At 37.9% G+C, this 20,950-nt stretch carries 12 protein-coding genes, 1 tRNA gene and 2 pseudogenes; 2 read left to right on the top strand and 13 right to left on the bottom strand.

The features are described 5' to 3' along the window. Positions 1-9 precede the first annotated feature (9 nt). The 4 genes from NXX38_RS18805 to NXX38_RS18790 all read right to left on the bottom strand — a co-directional run bounded on the left by NXX38_RS18805 (position 10) and on the right by NXX38_RS18790 (position 7,339). A tRNA-Arg gene (locus NXX38_RS18805) sits at positions 10-83 on the bottom strand. A gap of 79 nt (positions 84-162) precedes the next feature. Next, a complete protein-coding gene (locus tag NXX38_RS18800; RefSeq protein WP_167511855.1) occupies positions 163-2,460 on the bottom strand; it encodes a patatin-like phospholipase family protein in 2,298 nt (765 codons plus the stop codon). A gap of 171 nt (positions 2,461-2,631) precedes the next feature. Continuing rightward, a complete protein-coding gene (htpG, locus tag NXX38_RS18795) occupies positions 2,632-4,677 on the bottom strand; it encodes a molecular chaperone HtpG (protein ID WP_148366680.1) in 2,046 nt (681 codons plus the stop codon). A gap of 133 nt (positions 4,678-4,810) precedes the next feature. Beyond that, positions 4,811-7,339: an ATP-dependent Clp protease ATP-binding subunit gene (locus NXX38_RS18790; RefSeq protein WP_195650134.1), complete on the bottom strand. Its 2,529-nt coding sequence runs from the start codon at positions 7,337-7,339 to the stop codon at positions 4,811-4,813. A 357-nt stretch (positions 7,340-7,696) separates the two neighbouring features. On the opposite strand from NXX38_RS18790, the gene gyrA reads away from it, so the two are divergent. Both gyrA and NXX38_RS18780 read left to right on the top strand, forming a co-directional pair. Continuing rightward, complete coding sequence (gene gyrA / locus NXX38_RS18785; RefSeq protein ID WP_148366682.1) at positions 7,697-10,273, top strand: DNA gyrase subunit A; 2,577 nt, start codon at positions 7,697-7,699, stop codon at positions 10,271-10,273. Positions 10,274-10,305: 32 nt separating this feature from the next. Further along, positions 10,306-11,520 (top strand): M48 family metallopeptidase, encoded by a 1,215-nt coding sequence (locus NXX38_RS18780; RefSeq protein ID WP_074559631.1) that lies wholly within the window; start codon positions 10,306-10,308, stop codon positions 11,518-11,520. Positions 11,521-11,760: 240 nt separating this feature from the next. Here the strand turns inward: NXX38_RS18780 and NXX38_RS18775 are convergent, their stop codons facing one another. The 9 genes and pseudogenes from NXX38_RS18775 to NXX38_RS18735 form a co-directional block, all read right to left on the bottom strand. Beyond that, on the bottom strand, positions 11,761-12,882 hold the full coding sequence (locus tag NXX38_RS18775; protein ID WP_148366689.1) for a universal stress protein: 1,122 nt from the start codon (positions 12,880-12,882) through the stop codon (positions 11,761-11,763). A gap of 77 nt (positions 12,883-12,959) precedes the next feature. After that, positions 12,960-13,250, bottom strand: coding sequence for a hypothetical protein (locus tag NXX38_RS18770; RefSeq protein ID WP_004295969.1), 291 nt, complete (start codon positions 13,248-13,250; stop codon positions 12,960-12,962). A gap of 128 nt (positions 13,251-13,378) precedes the next feature. Then, positions 13,379-14,212, bottom strand: coding sequence for a tetratricopeptide repeat protein (locus NXX38_RS18765; protein ID WP_074559635.1), 834 nt, complete (start codon positions 14,210-14,212; stop codon positions 13,379-13,381). An 18-nt stretch (positions 14,213-14,230) separates the two neighbouring features. Further along, positions 14,231-16,061 (bottom strand): annotated as a pseudogene (locus NXX38_RS18760) (BatD family protein). 31 nt (positions 16,062-16,092) lie between these two features. Beyond that, positions 16,093-16,815: a tetratricopeptide repeat protein gene (locus NXX38_RS18755; protein ID WP_004295972.1), complete on the bottom strand. Its 723-nt coding sequence runs from the start codon at positions 16,813-16,815 to the stop codon at positions 16,093-16,095. 8 nt (positions 16,816-16,823) lie between these two features. Then, positions 16,824-17,852: a VWA domain-containing protein gene (locus tag NXX38_RS18750; RefSeq protein ID WP_258980655.1), complete on the bottom strand. Its 1,029-nt coding sequence runs from the start codon at positions 17,850-17,852 to the stop codon at positions 16,824-16,826. A gap of 45 nt (positions 17,853-17,897) precedes the next feature. Continuing rightward, on the bottom strand, positions 17,898-18,881 hold the full coding sequence (locus tag NXX38_RS18745) for a VWA domain-containing protein (RefSeq protein ID WP_148366691.1): 984 nt from the start codon (positions 18,879-18,881) through the stop codon (positions 17,898-17,900). A 49-nt stretch (positions 18,882-18,930) separates the two neighbouring features. Further along, a pseudogene (locus NXX38_RS18740) lies at positions 18,931-20,020 on the bottom strand (hypothetical protein). Further along, positions 20,020-20,889, bottom strand: coding sequence for a DUF58 domain-containing protein (locus NXX38_RS18735; protein ID WP_148366692.1), 870 nt, complete (start codon positions 20,887-20,889; stop codon positions 20,020-20,022). The pseudogene NXX38_RS18740 and the gene NXX38_RS18735 overlap by 1 nt, the downstream one beginning before the upstream one ends. Between the last annotated feature and the right edge of the window lie 61 nt (positions 20,890-20,950).

Below are 20,950 nucleotides of genomic sequence, written 5' to 3'. Positions count from 1 at the left end.
TCAAAAAAGTGATCGCGACAGGATTCAAACCTGTAACCGGCTGATCCGTAGTCAGCTACTCTATTCAGTTGAGCTACGCGACCGTTATTTTGTTTTAACGGGTGCAAAGATACGGACTTTTCCCGAATTAGCAAGCTTTTCACCGACTTTTTTTGTAGAAAATTATTCTATGAACCGATAATTGAATAGTTGTAAACCTATACTTAGTCCGACATTCCACTCCCTTTTCGGTGAGCTATAATGATTTACATATGCAGAGATATCTCCAAAAGGCAATTGACATACAACAGAAATTTCTCCTAAATATTCAAACTTGGAGAAAGCTTTTCCGTAATATGCTTTATTCAACGAGTTTTTTTCGATTGGATAAATAGGCATAAAACCATAGAATTCTCCCCGGAGATGGAACATCTGGCTTAAACGGTAAATAGGCCGAATGCCGGCTCCGACAAATTGATTGGCACGAAAGGCTTCATTGTAGGTCAATTTGCTATGTAATGTAGGGGAAAACTCTCCGGCTTGCATCATTGTTGCCGTATAGTTCTCGGAGAAGTTTTTGGAGGCATACAGGGCTTTCAAATACCATCCTAAAACCCAATGTTCACTCATATTATGATATTTCTCTTTCATATAAGATAATTGCAGCCAGGAGTGATGATCTTTGTTGTTACTGGTCGTACTTCCTTCGCCCGGATAGAATCGTTCTTTTCCAACGAAAATCTGGGCTACAAGGGCTTCTCTGTATCCACGTGTAGGATATTGTTTGGAATTAAGGGTACTTCCATTAAAACTAATTGATCCACCGAACAAATCATAGCGGCTTTTATCAAATTTGTCATTTCCAAAGTCAATGACACTTTTTTGAAAATATTTATCCTCTATTCTTGCAATTCCTACTCCAAACTCTGCTCGTTTGCTCGAAAGGAAAGGTAATCCAACCTGTAATTTCAAGAAACGTTCGTCTTTTTGGTTAAAGGCTGGTTTGTTATTTCGCGAAAAAAGTTTGTCCTTTTTAAAATAGTCGAAAGTGCTGATCGAACCTATGAGACGGTAAGAGGTAGGAATGGCAGTGGCAAAGTCTATTTTTGCCATAAATTGCACGTTGTTATATACCTTTCCAAGCTGTCCGTCAAGAATAAACTCTTTGGCATAGTAGTTTAAGTCCTGATAACTAAGTCCCAGGTAGATCTGATTCGAATTAGAGGTGGATATGTTACCTCCCAGCCGTACAGCAAAGTTGTTTTCCAGTTTGACTTTTAAATGCAGATCATAGGTGTCATCTTCCGGATTATAAATTGCATGCGGTATGATTTCTGAAATCATTTTATCTGATAGCAATCGAAAATAACCTTGTTTTAAATCTTCATAGGTAAATTCTTTGTTATCTGACTTATGAAATTCTTTCTTTATATATGCTTGTTGTTGTGGATTAGCTCCATCAATGATGATATTTTTAAAACGTAGTTCCGGGAAATTACTACGGTATACCATTCTCCTTAAACGAATATTGTCCAGATTCACACGCCGATGGATACGGCTTTTGATAGAATCCATCATGCTGATGGTTCGATTATATCCTATATCATGTAATTCGTCGATGCGTTGAAAATCCATCAAGTTGACATTGTCATATTTGAACGTCATTAAAATCCCCATAGAGTCCGGAATAGAATAATCGGTTTTCTGCATCACCATATTCTCAATTTGACTCATGAGGTCATTTTCCTTGGGTTTAGTGGGATTGGTGGATACAACGCTTCCTATAATGACATCCGGATGGAAATCATCTCTCATGACGTCCGTGGGAAAGTTATTATAGATACCTCCATCGTAGGCCAGTACATTGTCTATTTCAATGGGTTTAAACATGAAAGGGAAGCTCATGGAAGCTCTGACGGCATCTCCTAAATCTCCTTCCTTCATGACTAACTGTTTTTTATTGTACACATCGGACGCAATGCAACGGAAAGGAACAAAAAGTTTATCAAAATCTCCCTTACAAGCGGCCGTAGCACGTGCATATAGGTCAACAAATACGAGATTCATTTGAATCGGGTTGACAACACTGGTAGGCAGGAATTGAGGTTTTAAACTCTTCAGTGAATCTTTGAATGAAAAACGAATATTGAAAAATTCGGGAGTGGGAAGATTCTTTTTGAAATGGTATACATATTTCTCTTCCACCTCTCCGGAATACCATCGTTTAAAGTCCTCCGATTTGAGCAGTTCTACCATGTCATCAGGAGAATACCCCATAGCATACAAAGAGCCGATAATAGCTCCCATGGAAGTACCTGCAATGTAGTCAATAGGGATGTTATTTTCTTCCAATGCGCGAATGATACCAATGTGTGTCATTCCTTTGGCGCCACCACCGCTTAATACAAGTCCTACTTTTTGGGCATGGATAGCCGGAATAATCAGCCATAAAGTAATGAACACTAAAAAAATCTTTCTCATAACCCAAATCAAACAATTGAATTTTTTGTCTATTAAGTGTTCAAATATATACAATACTTTTCAATTAATCGATATTTTGCCGATCGTTTTAAATTGAAAAAGAGCATTACAACGTGTATTTAACGTTGAATGCTCTTTCTTGAAGTATGTGTTATGTTTAAAGGGGCGATATTAAATCAGCTCAATGCTACGTTTTACGAAGTTATTCAAAGCTTCACCTCTTAACATATTGTTTTGAAGTAAGGCCAGATCGATAAGCTGGCGGATAACTTTGTTATTGCTTGCATAGCCGATAAAGATAGCTTCTTTCTTGCTTTTCAGATCATCCCACTTCTTGTCGAGATCGTTTAATTCATCTTTTTCAGCTGTCGGGATGTCTTCTTCTTTTTTATCCTTCTGTTTGTCTTTCAACTCATTACGTTGTTTGTTGACGTTATCCATTTCGGAGAGTATCGGAGCTACTTCTGCTTGACAGGCATTCTCTTCTTCATTCAATACTTGTTTTATCAACTTGTGGTCTGAATTCAGGATCAGATTGAACATGTCAGGCATTTCGCCGTAGAAGCTCATTCCGGCTTGAATATTCGCCATTTCTTTCATACGACGCATATATTCGCTTTGAGTAATCATGACCGGAGCCGAATTTTCTCCCAACGCCTGCGTCATCACATTGAATTCAACCTTATCCATTTTAGGCAATTGGCTCTTGAAGGCTGTTGTGATTGCATCTTGTTTGTTGGCTTCCAGAGTTTCACCTTTCTTGTCTTCTTTTACAATCAGATTGTCAACAACATCACTGTCTACACGGGTGAAACGGGATTTCTCAAGCTTTTGCTCCAACATACTTACCATAGCTACATCTAACTGGCCATCCATGAGTAAGACATTGTAGCCTTTGTTGGTTGCAGCTTCAATATAGCTGTATTGTTCGTCCTTGTTATTTGCATACAGATAGATTAGATTTCCATCTTTGTCTGTCTGGTTATCTTTAATAAGGGTCTGATATTCATCGAATGTGTAATGCTTGTCATTTGTATCGGTGAAAAGGGCGAATTTTTGCGCTTTATCATAGAAATCCTCTTGTGTGAGCATTCCATAATTGATAAATATTTTCAAGTCATTCCACTTTTCTTCAAACTGCTTACGATCATTCTTGAATATAGACTGCAAACGGTCGGAAACTTTCTTGGTGATATAAGTTGAAATCTTCTTCACGTTTGAGTCGCTTTGCAAGTATGAACGGGAAACGTTCAACGGAATATCCGGAGAATCTATTACTCCATGTAACAAAGTCAGGAAGTCCGGCACAATGCCTTCAACAGAGTCTGTTACATATACTTGATTGCAATATAACTGAATCTTGTTCTTATTTAATTCAATATTGCTCTTTACCTTCGGGAAGTAGAGGATACCAGTCAGATGGAATGGATAATCCACATTCAGGTGAATCCAGAAGAGTGGTTCATCAGACATCGGATATAGCTTGCTATAGAATGATTTGTAATCTTCATCCGAAAGTTCGCTAGGCTTGCGTGTCCACAAAGGAGTGGTATCATTGATTATATTATCTTCAGCCGTTTCTACCTGTTTGCCGTCTTTCCATTCTTTCTTTTTTCCAAATGCAATAGGAACAGGAAGGAAGCTGCAATATTTCTTCAGAAGTTCGGAGATACGTGCTTCTTCGAGGAATTCTTTGCAGTCATCATCAATGTATAAGATGATATCTGATCCACGGTCGGCTTTTTCTATTTCTTCAATAGTGAATTCAGGGCTGCCATCACAAGTCCATTTTACGGCTTTTGCATCGTCTCTGTATGATTTAGTGATGATCTCCACTTTCTTTGCAACCATAAAGGCAGAGTAGAAGCCAAGTCCGAAATGTCCGATAATGGCATTTGCGTCGTTCTTATACTTCTCCAGGAAGTCATTAGCTCCGGAGAAAGCTATTTGATTGATGTACTTCTCTATTTCTTCTGCAGTCAAACCGATACCACGGTCAGAAATGGTAATAGTATCTTTGCCTAATTCAACGTGAACAGTTAAGTCACCCAGTTCACCTTTGAATTCGCCAATAGAAGCAAGCGTATTCAACTTCTGAGTGGCATCTACCGCATTGGATACTAACTCGCGCAGAAAAATCTCATGGTCACTGTACAAAAACTTTTTAATGATAGGGAAAATGTTTTCTGTTGTAACCCCAATATTACCTTTTTGCATAATACGTATATTTTTTAGTTTATCTATTGATTAATTTTAATTGATGTTTGTCCATATAGAGACAAAAAAAATGCCAGACCCGAAGGTCTGACATTATGGCATATAAAATTATTTTCTTATTCAGGAAATAACTCTATTCCGGAGAAACAACTTTCATCTCCAATTCGCCTTTTTCTTCATTAAGGGTTACTTGAATAGTATCTCCCTCTTTTAAAGACGAGGAAATGATGAGCTCGGATAAACCATCCTCCAGATAGGTTTGAATTGCGCGTTTCAAAGGACGGGCGCCATATTGTACGTCATATCCCTTGCTAGCGATGAATTCTTTCGCCTTATCTTCAATAACAAGCTTGTAACCAATAGATTCTATTCTATTGTACAATCCTTTTAACTCTATATCTATAATCTTTGTTATCGCTTCCATAGAAAGTTGATCAAACGTGATAATCTCATCTACACGATTGATGAATTCAGGCGCGAATGATTTGTTTAGAGCTTTTTGTATTACACTTCGCGAGAATTCTTTATCATCCAGGCGACTTTGTGTCGCAAAACCGACACCACGTCCAAATTCTTTCAGCTGGCGGGTTCCGATATTGGAAGTCATGATAATAACGGTATTTTTGAAATCTACCATTCTGCCATAACTGTCAGTCAGACGACCCTCATCCATTACCTGAAGCAGGATATTGAATACATCCGGATGTGCTTTTTCTATTTCATCAAGCAATACAATAGAGTATGGTTTACGGCGCACTTTTTCTGTCAGCTGGCCACCTTCTTCATATCCTACGTATCCTGGAGGTGCTCCAACCAAACGTGAAACAGTGAACTTTTCCATATATTCACTCATATCGATACGAATCAGTGCATCGGCAGAACCGAACATATACTTGGCCAATTCTTTTGCTAAGTGAGTTTTACCAACTCCTGTCGGACCTAAGAACATAAACGTGCCAATGGGCTTATTGGGGTCTTTGAGTCCTACACGGCTTCGCAAAATGGCTTTGACCAACTTTTCTATCGCTGTGTCTTGTGCGATGACTTTAGCTTGCAAATCTTCTTTCATACCTGCTAACTTGATGCCTTCAGCCTGTGCCATTCGTTGTACTGGAATGCCTGACATCATTGAGATAACATTGGCAATTTCTTCTGCATCAACAGTTTGCCTGTTTTCTTTTAGATTGGCTTCCCATTCTTTTTTCATCTCATCCAATTGGATAGAAAGCTCTTTTTCCTTATCGCGGAAGCTAGCTGCAAGTTCAAAATTCTGCGATTTTACAGCTTCATTTTTCTTATTTTTAGCTTCTTCGATCAGTTTTTCCTGTTCTTCTATCTCTTTGGGTACATTGACATTAGTAAGATGTACACGTGAGCCGGCTTCATCTAAAGCATCAATGGCTTTATCAGGGAAATTACGATCTGTGATATAGCGGTCTGTCAGCTTGACACATGCTTCCAATGCTTCATCCGTATAATACACATTGTGATGATCTTCATACTTATCCTTGATATTACGCAAAATCTGCAGAGTTTCGGCAGCAGTAGTCGGTTCTACGATTACTTTCTGGAAACGGCGTTCCAAAGCGCCATCTTTCTCAATATTCTTACGATATTCATCAAGAGTGGTGGCACCGATACATTGTATTTCTCCTCTTGCCAATGCTGGTTTTAACATATTGGCAGCATCCATAGAACCTGCTGCAGAGCCTGCACCAACAATCGTGTGAATTTCATCAATGAATAATATAACATTCGGATTCTTCTGCAATTCATTGAGAATGGAACGGATACGTTCTTCAAATTGTCCACGATACTTTGTTCCCGCTACAACAGCAGTCATGTCAAGAGCAACGACTCGTTTATCAAACAGGATACGTGAAACCTTTTTCTGAATGATTCTCAATGCAAGGCCTTCAACAATCGCTGATTTTCCTACACCGGGTTCACCAATCAGAATCGGGTTATTCTTTTTGCGCCGACTTAAGATCTGCGCTAAACGTTCGATTTCTCTTTCTCTGCCCACGACAGGATCCAACCGCCCTTCTTCTGCCGCTTTTGTCATGTCAGTACCAAAATTGTCAAGTACCGGCGTATCATTAGACGGCTTCTTGGAAGCGGTTTGCGCCTGTTGGCGTTCATCCGAACCACCTCTGCCGGAACGAGGAGAAGACATTTCTTCGTCATCCTCATCGTCTTCCGAAAAGCCCATACCGGAATTGATATCCGGCTGCAATGTAGCTTGCTCCAGTACTTTCACATAGTTTATATCGTTTGCTTCAAGTACGGAAGCCGCCATATTGTTTTTTTCTCTTAAAATAGCCAATAATACATGTTCTGTATCAGCGATGTTACTTTTCATTCCACGAGCTTCTAAAATACACATTTTTAATATTTTTGCCGCATCATTAGATAACGGTACCTCTGCATCAGGCAATAACATATCATCAGCTTCTGCCTTCAGCTGAGCTTCAATCTGTTGCTTTATAGCAGCCAAATTGGTGTTGAGTTTAGACAATATCTCGATAGCTTTTCCTTCACCGTCACGGAGTATTCCCAGAAGCAGGTGTTCGGGACCTATATACCTACTTCTCAACCGATTCGCTTCTTCCTTACTATAGACGATAATGTCGGAAACTCTTTGTGAGAATTGATTATTCATACTTTTTTCCTCTTCTTCTAAGGGTTATTCACTGGCAAATATACGCATTTAATCAAGTTTGTATTGCAATATTTGCTTTATTTCTTATATCTACAAATGGCGTGCCATAAAAACAGTGTATTTGTATTATATATATAAGGTATAACAAATAACAGGCTCTTTTTTGCCGATGTTATTTATCTTTCCATATTATATTTATCGTTTTTATCTTTTTATTTTCGTATTTTAAAGTTTAGTGGGTTATCGTCCCGGTCATGATAAAACTTTCTTTCTAAAAACTTTCGTATATCGGGGAAAAGTAGTACTTTAGCGTGGTTTTTCACAAACCGTAGAATGTATAATTAATAATCATTTTAAATGCTTGAACAAGACAGAATTATAAAGATTAACATCGAGGAGGAAATGAAGTCATCGTACATTGACTACTCCATGTCGGTCATCGTTTCGCGTGCCCTTCCGGATGTTAGAGATGGATTTAAGCCTGTTCACCGTAGAATTTTATACGGAATGATGGAATTAGGCAATACTTCAGACAAACCTTATAAAAAGTCAGCGAGAATCGTGGGTGAGGTACTTGGTAAGTATCATCCTCATGGGGATTCTTCTGTCTATTTTGCAATGGTACGTATGGCGCAGGAATGGGCAATGCGTTATCCTTTGGTAGATGGACAGGGGAACTTTGGTTCTGTGGATGGTGATAGCCCTGCTGCTATGCGTTATACAGAAGCTCGTCTTAATAAGTTGGGTGAAGCAATGATGGATGACCTGTATAAGGAAACCGTTGATTTTGAACCTAACTTTGATAATACACTGGTGGAACCTAAGGTGATGCCGACGCGTATCCCGAACCTTTTGGTGAACGGAGCATCCGGTATTGCTGTTGGTATGGCTACCAATATGCCTCCTCATAATCTTTCGGAAGTGATTGAAGCATGTGATGCATATATTGATAATCCGGAAATTACGGTAGAGGAACTGATGGAATTTGTCAAAGCACCGGATTTCCCTACTGGCGGATATATATATGGTGTGAGTGGGGTACGCGAAGCATATTTGACAGGTCGCGGACGTGTAATTATGCGTGCGAAAGCTGAAATTGAAAGCGGACAAACACATGACAAGATCGTAATAACAGAGATTCCTTATAATGTAAATAAGGCCGAACTGATTAAATATATTGCTGATCTTGTAAATGATAAGAAGATAGAAGGTATCTCAAATGCCAACGATGAGTCTGACCGTGATGGTATGCGTATTGTTATTGACATAAAACGTGATGCAAATGCAAGTGTAGTGTTGAATAAACTCTATAAAATGACAGCTTTGCAGACCTCTTTTGGTGTTAACAATGTGGCTTTGGTTCATGGACGTCCAAAAACGTTGAATCTAAGAGATTTAATTAAATATTTCATTGAGCATAGACACGAAGTTGTTATTCGTCGTACTCAGTTCGATCTTCGTAAGGCGAAAGAGCGTGCGCACATTCTTGAAGGTTTGATCATTGCTTCGGATAATATTGATGAAGTAATTCGTATCATTCGTGCTGCAAAAACTCCGAATGATGCTATAACAGGCTTGATTGAGCGATTTAACCTGACAGAAATTCAGGCTCGCGCAATTGTAGAAATGCGTTTGCGTCAGTTAACTGGTCTGATGCAGGATCAACTTCATGCAGAATACGAAGAAATAATGAAGCAAATAGCTTATTTGGAAAGTATTCTGGCTGATGAGGAAGTATGCCGTCAGGTAATGAAAGAGGAATTGTTAGAAGTTAAAGCGAAATATGGAGATGTACGTCGTTCTGAAATTGTTTATTCTTCAGAGGAATTTAATCCGGAAGACTTCTATGCAGATGATCAGATGATTATTACAATTTCTCATATGGGGTATATTAAACGTACACCATTGACCGAATTCCGTGCACAAAATCGTGGTGGAGTAGGTTCGAAAGGAACGGAAACCCGTGATGAAGACTTTGTTGAGCATATTTATCCTGCTACTATGCACAATACCATGATGTTCTTTACACAAAAGGGTAAGTGTTATTGGTTGAAAGTATATGAAATACCTGAAGGAACGAAGAATTCTAAGGGCCGTGCTATTCAGAACTTGTTGAATATTGATTCAGATGATAATGTAACTGCATACTTGCGTGTGAAGAGTTTAGAGGATTCAGAGTTCATCAATAGTCACTATGTATTATTCTGTACTAAGAAAGGTGTAATAAAGAAGACATTGCTTGAACAGTATTCTCGTCCCCGTCAGAATGGTGTAAATGCTATAACTATCCGTGAAGATGATAGCGTAATTGAAGTTCGTATGACGAATGGAAATAATGAAATCATCATTGCAAACCGCAATGGACGTGCAATTCGTTTCCATGAGGCAGCAGTTCGTGTAATGGGACGTACAGCAACAGGTGTACGTGGTATTACGTTGGATAATGATGGTCAGGATGAAGTAATAGGAATGATTTGTATTAAAGATTTGGAGACAGAATCTGTAATGGTAGTTTCTGAACAAGGATATGGTAAACGTTCTGAAATTGAGGACTATCGTAAAACGAACCGTGGAGGTAAGGGTGTGAAGACCATGAATATTACCGAAAAGACAGGTAAGTTGGTAACAATCAAATCAGTAACCGATGAAAATGACTTGATGATTATCAATAAGTCTGGTATCACTATTCGTTTGAAGGTAGCGGATGTTCGTATAATGGGCCGTGCTACTCAAGGCGTTCGTCTGATAAATCTTGAAAAACGTAACGACCAGATTGGTTCGGTATGTAAGGTTATGACAGAAAGTCTTGAAGATGAAATTCCGGCAGAAGAGGCAGAGGGTACAATCGTGAGTGATCCGAATGCTGATGCTCCTGATATTGATGATGTAGCGGACGTAAATGAAAACGAAAGCAATAACGAAATTGAGGAATAGACATAATATTAATAATTAATCAAACAACAATCATGAAAAGAGTATTATTTTCGATGGTTTTATTGATGGCTGTTAGCTTCTCATTCGCACAAATGAAGAATGTAAAGGAAGCAAAGAGTATGGCTAATGACGTAAAACCTAATTTTAAGCAGGCTGAACAGCTTATTAAGGAAGCTATGAAGAATCCTGAAACGAAGGATCTTGCTGACACATGGGACGTTGCTGGATTTATTCAGAGACGTATCAACGAGGAGCAAATGAAAAATGCTTTTTTGAAAAAGCCGTATGATACATTGAAAGTATACAATAGTATTTTGAAAATGTATGAGTACTATAATAAGTGTGATGAATTAGCGGAAATACCTAATGAAAAGGGAAAAGTTAAAAACAAATATCGGAAGGCTAATGCTTCCAGTATGTTGGCTGAACGTCCAAATTTGATTAATGGTGGTATTCAGTATTTCAATCTGGACAAGAATAAAGAAGCTTTGAAGTTTTTTGCAACCTATGTGGAGTCAGCTTCTTATCCGATGTTAGCTGATAAAGAATTGGCTAAAAATGATACTCTTATTCCGCAAATTGCTTATTACGCAACATTAGCTGCTGATAGAGTGGGTGATAAAGATGCAATTATCAAATATGCTCCTATGGCTTTATCTGATAAAGATGGTGGCAAATTTGCAATGCAGTTGATGGCTGATGCTTACAAGGCTAAAGGGGATACTGCTGCATGGATTAAGTCTTTGGAAGAGGGCATCCTTAAGTTCCCTGGAAATGATTATTTCTTCGCTAATTTGGTTGATTATTATAATAGTTCTAATCAAGCTTCTAAAGCTATGGAGTTTGCTGATAGAATGTTAGCTAATGATCCTAATAACAAGTTGTATTTGTATGTAAAAGCATATCTTTATCATAATATGAAAGAATATGATAATGCAATCGAATACTACAAAAAAGCTATTGCTGCTGATCCGGAATATGCAGAAGCATACTCTAATGTAGGTTTGGTATATTTGATGAAAGCACAGGATTATGCTGATAAAGCAACAACGGACATCAATGATCCTAAGTATGCTGAAGCACAGGCTGTGGTTAAGAAATTCTACGAAGAAGCTAAACCATTCTATGAAAAAGCCAGAGCTTTGAAACCCGATCAACAAGATTTATGGTTGCAAGGTCTTTACAGAGTTTACTATAACTTGAATATGGGACCTGAATTCGAAGAAATCGATAAGATGATGAAGTAAGATCGTTTTCTGAAAAAATATAAGAAGGCTACTAGAAATAGTAGTCTTCTTTTTTATTCATATAATTTAAAGTAGTAATTGAAAAATCTTATATTTGATATGGACTTGAGTGGAACAGATAATTTTCTTCATTTAAATAAAAATAGAAAAAGGAGTAAGGTCATTATATTACTCCTTTTTCTATTAAACATAATATTAATTATTCCCTAATCTTGGACGCTTATTTTTTGCCTGATCTGATCAGCTGTTAATAACAAGCAATGGTGTATCTGAATGAAAAACCATTTTTCTGGCAATACTTGGATTAAATAATCGAGCAAATATATTCCTTTTGTAAGAAGTCAAAGTGATTATATCTATATGATTATCTTTGATATACTGATCAAGTCCCTTTAATAAATTATCATTCATCACTACGTCATAATGAATTTCAAGCCCCGGATATTGCTTGTGAAAATATTCTTTTATACCTGCCAGTTTTATTTCATTCCAGGTGTCTTTAGAATCTGTAAGGTGTATCAAAGATACAGAAAAATGGAATGATTTCCAAGTATTAAAGAATGCCTCGAAAGCAATTAGATCTCTTTGATCAAAATTGGTAATAAAGGCAATCCGTTTTGCTTCACTAAACTGTTTGAATGGTGTATTTTCTGGAATAGCCAATACAGTCGTGCGACTTCTGTCAATAACTTCAGCGGTTACACTGCCAATTAAATCAATGTCTTTCTGATTTTTACCTCGGGTACCCATAATGATAACCATAGGACGCTGTTCTTTGGCATATCTTAAGATTTCCTCCTCTGGAATACCTTCACGTAAGATGCAGCTATATTTAACGTTGGGAAATTCGCCTGATGCAACTTTTTCTTTTATCTTCTCTGATAAAGCATTGAGATCAGAATGGACTTTTTGGATAATCGTTTTTACAGATTCTTCATCTCCAATCTGGTAATTGAAAACATCTCCATAAGGCAACGACGAAGCATATATAGGCGTAAAATAGACATGCAACAGGATGACTTCCGCATTTTCTATTTTTGCCAGGTTAAATGCAAATTCACATGCTTTCATCGAATAATTAGAGAAGTCGACAGGAATTAAAATCTTATTTGATTTATCTTTCACTTTGGGCTCCTTCTCTCCCACTATACTTTCAGACAGCCATGTAGAACTTTCTGTTATTTTTAAAGCACGTGGCAAATCGCTTTCTTTAATTCTTAAACGCACTCCCGATGAAACAACCGGTTGTATTTGATTAACGTTATGAATGTAGGTTTCTATACCTTCATTTTCCAAGACATTCTTTAAGATCTGCGCTTTGGTGTATGTCAGAATGGCCAGGGTTACTAATTTGTCTTCCATAAATGTACATTTTATAAGGTGAAAACAAATAAGAAATCCCAATTGTTTGATTCAATTGGGATTCAGTTTGTTATATTTTAAACTTGCACAGATTCGGTAGCCTGTTCTTTTTGCATACTCATATTCAATTCATCTAGGATTTTTAAAGCCCGATCAAGAACGGTCGTGTCATCCAACATTACAAGCCCACCATCTGGACCGGGCTCGAGATGTATTCCGACGCTTTTTCCCTCCTTGAAATTGTGTCCTCCGAAGAAGTTTCGCACTGTATCTACGTGCAAACCAAGTTCGTCTGCTATTCTATGCATGCTACCGCTAGGCAATGAATCTTTAATTTTACGAAGTTCATTAAACGTTATTGTTCTCATGTCTCATAAATTTAATGGTTAATACTATGTGATTTTTTTATCACGCTATAAACTTAAGCAAAAAAAAAGATAAAACAAATTATTTGCTTATCTTTTTTTCTTGAATATATAAAATCTATTAATGACCTTTATATCACCTCGATAGCAGAAGCTGGTACCCACCCGACTTTTCCATCTTCCAGTCGAATTTCTTTCCATTCTTTCATGGAGTTGTCTTTGACACTTACCTTTCTCCCTTCATGGAGAATAAACAAGCTAGTCCCACTTTCGCTTGGAGTACTCCGTACTGTTACACTCGGATTCATTACTATCGCCTCACTTCGATTAACCAAATGTTCTTTTTGTTGCGAAGCAAAAAGATTAGAGCAAATGGTGACAATCAGCAAAATGAGTCCTGATATGAATCCTATTTTCTTTAACATAATCTGTTTGGAGAATATAAAGAAATAGAGAGCGATAATCAATAGAATAAAGGAGACAATCCCCCATGTGGCCCATGCATCTACACTCATACTATTTGTCAGAGACTTGATCCATGATACAAAGAACACTTCAGGAACAGGTTCAACCTTGTCTATTGTTTTTGCACGTGCCACTTCAAGATTAGCACGGATGTCACCATTTCCTGGTTGTAATAGCAGAGCACGCTCATAATTTAAAACAGCTTTCGCTATCTCCCCTATTTTATAATAACTATTTCCCAGATTGTAATAGACATCGGCAGCTTCTCCATTTTTCAGTAATGCTTCATATATCTGAATAGCTGCTGCATAATCTTCTTTTATATATGCGGAATCTCCTTCAGCTTTTGTTGCATCTTCCAGTGTATTACTGGAAAATGTGGTATGCGAAGCGTGGATAGAATCAACTCCATTCGTTTGTCTAGTATCAATGCTTAACGAATCTTGTCCGAAACAAGTAAGCGACATTGATAATAATATAAAAAATAATATCTTTTTCATGACATAATCTCTTCTGGGTTAATGTTTTATTGAATTCTCCATTTTGCTTATTACTTCTATTGAAGAAGAATAAACTTTATCCATAGCTTGATTCTCATCACCTGGAGCAAACCGGGCAAATTCACAATCATTCAATGCGTTCAGGAATTCTTTGATCAGTTCCTCATTTACTCCGTGATTTCTTAGTTTTTCTTCAATATTATCTTTAGATAAACGAGATACCGGAATATTCAGTTTGTCACTTATATATCCCCACAATGCCTTTAATACCTCATCGTAGAAAGCATCTTTTTTATTTTCGGAGAGTAATTTTCCTGCAAGCTTCATTCGCTTCGTTGCCACTTTATTTGCTTTTTTCGTACGCATTTTAGCAACATTTGCATTTTCAGCAGCTTGTTTACGATAAATAATGAAGAAAATAATAAAGGCAAGAGCCGGAATGATATAGGAACAACCAATATGTCATTGAACCATAGAAGAAACTTCCTTTAGGTTGGAGAGTAACTTCATTCTGTTTGATATAACGGATGTCTTCACCTAATACTTTCAAGTCCTCTTTATTCGTGAAGTTAGCAATTACTTGATCCGCATTACCTGCACCTTTCTCAACATTTACTACATAATCTTCTGTTTTCAGTGTTTTGTAAGACTTGGAGCGAATATCAAAATAGCTGAAAGATACTCCCGGAATCTTATATGTTCCGGCATGTCTCGGAATTGCCAAATATTCAATAATTTTATTGCCTGTGAGTCCTTCCCGGGTTAATCTGACTTGATTGTCTACTTTGGGATCATATACTTCAAAATCATCCGGGAATTTAATTTCCGGATTAGAAATCAACTTCAGGTTACCTGTACCGGATATTACCAGTTTAATAGTAATAGCATCATTGGTTTTCAGTTCCTTACTGTTGATAGAAGAAGATATATTGAACTCTCCCACTCCACCTGAAAAATCTGCAGGTTTACCCGTAGGAAGCGGATTGACATTTATTGCTATCTTAGGAGTGGAAATATTTTTTTTAATTTCAATGACATTACTTCCTCCATTGAAGAAGGCATCAAAAGGATCATCTGATTGCACAGGTTTTCCGATAGTCATCTGGAACTGTGCCGGATCAATATATAGCTTTCCTGATTGTTGCGGGAAGAGAACAAACTGGCGATAAACCGTTGTATAGTAATTACGTCCCTGATAATGCTCCGGAGTCCATCTTGCATTAGTTGTCATTTCTATTTCTTGAGAATGGAAACCTTTAAAGTCGGGCAATTTCGCATTATTAAGTTGTAAGTTGGATTCTCTGGTGTATATTTTATAGGTCAGGACAAAAGCCTCCTGTTCATACACATTTGTTTTACTGGCACTTGCCATAATAAAAAGGTCCTGATTAGAGACACTTGTACTAGATGAGGAATGTATAGAACCACTACTACTATTATTTTGCCCGTTATTGCCACCTTGATCTTGTGGCAATACTTTAATCTTTACTGAGTTTGACACCATTTGGTCACCATCGGCAACAATGGAGGCACCGGGTATTGTGTATTCTCCGGCATTATTAGCCATTAATATGTATGTAAATGTAATACTACTAGTAGATGTAACATTACCATTCACTATTTGAGTACTACTTTGTTGTGAACGGCTTGGACCCATCAATACATCAAAACCTTTGATTGATGGTGCCCGAAAATCTTTCACTTTTTGTGTAGTTACAATATACGACAGCCTGAATTGTTCGCCTACTACCACTGCATCAGGAGCAGAAGCAGTAAAAGACACCTTATCAGCAAACGCATGAGTGCTATATGCTATCAATGCCATCAATATAATAATCAGTTTTTTCATTGCTTATGAAATTTATATCATCAACTTTATATTACCAATCTTTTTCCAAGCGACCGCCTTGCATAACTTTTTGTTGTTTCTTCACTTTATCCTGCACATCTTTCTCGTCCTGCATGACAGAATTCAGTAATTGTTCAGCATTCTCCTTCGACATCTGATTGTCTTGTTTCTTTTCAGATTTCGGTGGTTGCTGCTGATCTTTCTTTTCATCTTGTTTCTGATCCTTCTGTTTGTCTTTATTCTGGTCTTGTTTCTGATCTTGCTTTTGCTGATCTTTGTTTTGGTCCTGATTTTGATCTTGATTCTGCTGATTTTGTTGGTCTTTCAGCATTTTCTGTGCGAGAGCCAAATTGTACCGGGTTTCATGATCGGTAGGATTATTACGCAGTGACATTTTATATGCATCTACAGCTTTGGCATAGTCTTTACCAGCCTGGAAAATTACTCCCATATTGTGGTAAATATGGGCGAGTTTCATTTTATCTTTTTCTATTTTGCTGGCCGATACATATTGTTCCATGGCATCCTGAAACTTTTGCTGTTGCGAAAGGGTATTTCCTAGATTATACATGGATACCGTAGACTTGGGATTAGCTTCCAAGGCCTTTCGGTAGTTCACCTCTGCATCAACAAATACGCTATCATTAAACAGACGGTTTCCCTTACGGATATAGTCGCGTTCTGCTTTCTGAGCCGATACACCAGCTGCCGCTAACAGAAATACAGCGAATAGAATATATTTACTTTTTAACATACGTATAACTATTTCTTATTAGAAAACAGGTGAATGTTCTTAAATAAAGGATTTTTGCGATCCAGAATTAAGATTTCTGCCAATAACAATAGTAGAATAACCCATGCAATAGCCTGGAATTGTTCGTTAAACTCCGTATATACTTTCGACTCTACATCAGACTTCGCCATTTTATTTACTTCTTGATTGATGGCCTTTTGGGCTGAATTAGAATTATCTACTCGTACATATATACCTTTTCCTTCTTTTGCAATTTCCTGACACATAGCTTCATTCAAACGGGTAACGATCACATTACCTTCCCGGTCGCGGCGGTAATCATTCGTTCCTTCCACCGGTATTGGAGCGCCATCAGGCATACCTACTCCCAATACACTTACCTGAATACCCTTTTCTGCCGCAGCTTTGGCAGCTTCCACTGCACCACCTTCATGATTTTCACCATCAGTAATGACAATAATGGCGCGACCTACCCCTTCTTGCGGGGTGAAACTACGGGCTGCCAGATTGATTGCTTCCCCAATAGCTGTACCCTGTTTAGAAATCAACGAAGGACTAATGGATTCTAAGAACATCTTAGCGGAAATATAGTCACTTGTAATTGGCAGCTGTGTAAAAGCGTCACCGGCAAATACAATCATACCTACCTTATCATTATCAAGCTCATCTACTAATCTGGATATTAATCTTTTTGCTTTTTCTAAACGGCTAGGCTGTACATCCTGCGCTAACATGGAGTTTGAAATGTCCAAAGCAATAATTACCTCTACTCCCTTACGTTTAACCGTTTCCAGTTTTGAACCGAATTGAGGGCGTGCCAGTAATACGGAGAACAAACCAATAGCAACAAAAATAATCCAGAATTTTACATCCGGACGATATTTGGATACGTCAGGCATTAACTGAGCCAACAAAGTCGGATCTCCGAAATGTCGGATATTCTTTCTCCTCTTGTAATTGGAATACAAGTAGAAAGCTGCTAAAAAAGGTAATAGCAGCAATAAATATAAATATGTAGGTTCTCCAAATCGAAACATCTTCTTACTATTTTATGATTGGCAAATAACGATTGACAAACATCCTTATGGAATTTTCTTGAGTACCGAATTACGTAATAGTACTTCCAACAAGACACAGAGGAAAGCTGCTAAAGCAAACCAATGATATTCTTCGTCCCGCTTACTATACTCTTTTACATTCAGTTTAGTCTTTTCCAGTTTATCAATTTCTTCATATACTTCTTTAAGCTTCGAGTTGCTAGTAGCCCGGAAATAGTTACCATCTGTCGTTCCGGCGATCTCTGTCAATGTCTTTTCATCAATTTCTACCGGCATACTTACATATTGCACCGTATTTCCGACTGGATAAGGATAAGGAGCCATTCCATTGGTACCTACTCCGATGGTATATACACGAATACCAAAGCTTTTTGCTATTTCTGCCGCTGTCATTGGTGAAATATCTCCCTTATTATTAGTACCATCCGTCAATAGGATAATAACTTTGGATTTTGCTTTGCTATCTTTTAAGCGGGTTACAGCATTTGCAATACCCATACCGACAGCAGTACCGTCAGTGATAAGACCACATTTGATATTATGTATCATATCCAACAATACAGCATGGTCTACAGTCAACGGACATTGGGTAAAAGTTTCTCCTGCAAATAATGTAATACCGATATTATCATTGGGACGTCCATTGATAAACTCTGCAGCTACGTCTTTAGCAGCTTCCAGTCTGTTCGGCTTCAAGTCTTCAGCCAGCATACTGGTAGAAACGTCGATAGCCAGCATAATATCAATTCCTTCTATCTCACTGTTCTGCCACTTATTAGTAGTTTGCGGGCGTGCAAGAACCAAAATAACCAGTACTAAAGCAAGGCAGCGTAATAGAAATGGAACATGCAACAAATAATTCTTATAACTTTTAGGTGTATGTGCATATACCCGGGCATCCGAAATTTGAAGAGTTGCTTCACTTTTCTTTCGCTTCAGGATATACCATACAATATACGGTATAAGCAATAATAGCAAAAACAGATATTCAATATTGGCAAAAACCATTTTATTTATGATTTAACAGTTTACTATTTAGTATTAAGCTATACATCCTTTATACAAAAAGATTGTATAACTGTAGACCTATATATATAAAGGTACCGATCAATGCTGCTGATAACAATGCAATTCCACAAATCAGCATAGCTTTAACACGTAAAGAACGTTTCTCAATAATAGTGATTTCCGTTGGTTGCGGTTTCTGATTTTCCTCTTCCGGTTGTTTGGTCTCATTGATAAAATCAATGGCATTGATCAAATTAGCATCGTTTTCATTCATCTGAGGATTATGCTTCGCGAACTTCACTAAATCAGCAGTCTGGAACAATAGTTTTAGGTCTGATATGGCTTCTTTATCATTCATTTCCAATAACTGATCGATTATTTCAGAAGAAGTCATTTCCAATGCATTAAATCCGAAACGGTCCTTAATATATGTACGAATAGCATCGGTTAGTTCGGTATAGTACTCCTTCGATTGCCCTTTCTGCCATACCTTCTCTGTCTTGATACGTTCCTATCTCTTTCATTGCAGCCTGATGTGGCGGCAATTTGGGTTCAACTTTAATTTTACGGATAATCGGCTTATTATCACGTATACGAACAATCAGATAAATCAGTAAACCAAGCAAAGGTAAAGCCAGGAATGAGCAAGCGATCAATCCATACCAGTCTTCCCATGCGAAAGGCGCTTTCATCACAGGTTTTTGTCCGAAGAACTGGTCAGGATGTAAGGTGTCAACCGGCATTGAATATACTTTTAATGCCAAAGCTTTGGAGTTGTACACTTTCCCATCTACGGTAACCGGCATTGGCGGCAGATAATATAGAGCAGAGTCAAAAGAAGTGATAATGTACTCCTGCGTAATCACCATCCGCTGGCGATCGTTCAGGAATTGGGTATCGGGTTTGACTGTTTCTATAATTTCCACACCTCTTACCAACGTATCAGTGTAAGCAGGAAAAATAGCACGCTGTTTGGCATCCATGGCTACTTGCAATTGCACTTTCGCCTGTTCGCCGATCAGTATCTGCAATGAATCAATTTTTGCTTCTACTGTAACAGACTGCGCTACTGCTTTACTGACAAACAATAGACCTAATAATGCTATCAGAATAATATTTCTATTCATCTTTGATTCCATTAATTTCGTTTGGCAAATAAATTCAACAATGCCTTTACGTAATCCTGATCGGTTCTGACGGATACAGCATCTACGTTGCTTTTGGTAAAAGTATCGTTCAGTTCAGTCTGCTTTTGTATCCACCAGTCGCGATGTGCCCGGCGTACAGCTTTGGAAGAGGTGTCAATCCATTGTTCATGCCCAGTTTCTGCATCTTTGATTCGCATCAGTCCTACTGGAGGAAGATCACTAAGTCTCCTGTCGTATACTTGCAATGCTACTACATCATGTTTCCTGTTAGCAATGGTCAGCGCATTCTTAAAGCTTTCCTGGTCAATAAAATCTGATAAGATAAATGCAGTGCAACGTCTTTTCATTACGTTTGTCAAATATTCCAAGGCAAGACGAATATTTGTGCGACGGCTTTCCGGTTGGAAATCAATCAATTCTCGGATAATATATAAGATATGTTTACGTCCTTTCTTGGGAGGAATAAACTTCTCTATCCGGTCTGAAAAGAAAATCACACCTATTTTATCATTATTCTGGATGGCAGAGAAAGCAAGAGTAGCAGCGATTTCCGTCACCATATCTTTCTTTAGCTGCTTGATCGTACCAAATTCCAAACTTCCGGAAACATCAACCATTAACATAACTGTCAGTTCACGTTCTTCTTCAAACACTTTCACATAAGGTTTATTGAAGCGCGCAGTCACATTCCAGTCTATGTCACGTATATCATCACCGAATTGATATTCACGGACTTCCGAAAATGACATACCCCTACCCTTGAAAGCCGAATGATACTGGCCTGCAAAGATATTGTTAGACAATCCTCGTGTCTTTATTTCAATTTGGCGAACTTTTTTTAGTATTTCACTTGTTTCCATTTATACAGTAGTTAATTAGTAGGTAGTTAAGTAGTCATGCATAGATACTTATGACTACTTA

The sequence above is a fragment of the Bacteroides sp. BFG-637 genome (genome assembly GCF_024793605.1).
Lineage (GTDB): Bacteria > Bacteroidota > Bacteroidia > Bacteroidales > Bacteroidaceae > Bacteroides > Bacteroides vicugnae.
The sequence above is the reverse complement of the archived record's forward strand: the minus strand, read 5'-3'. Positions and strand labels throughout refer to the sequence as shown.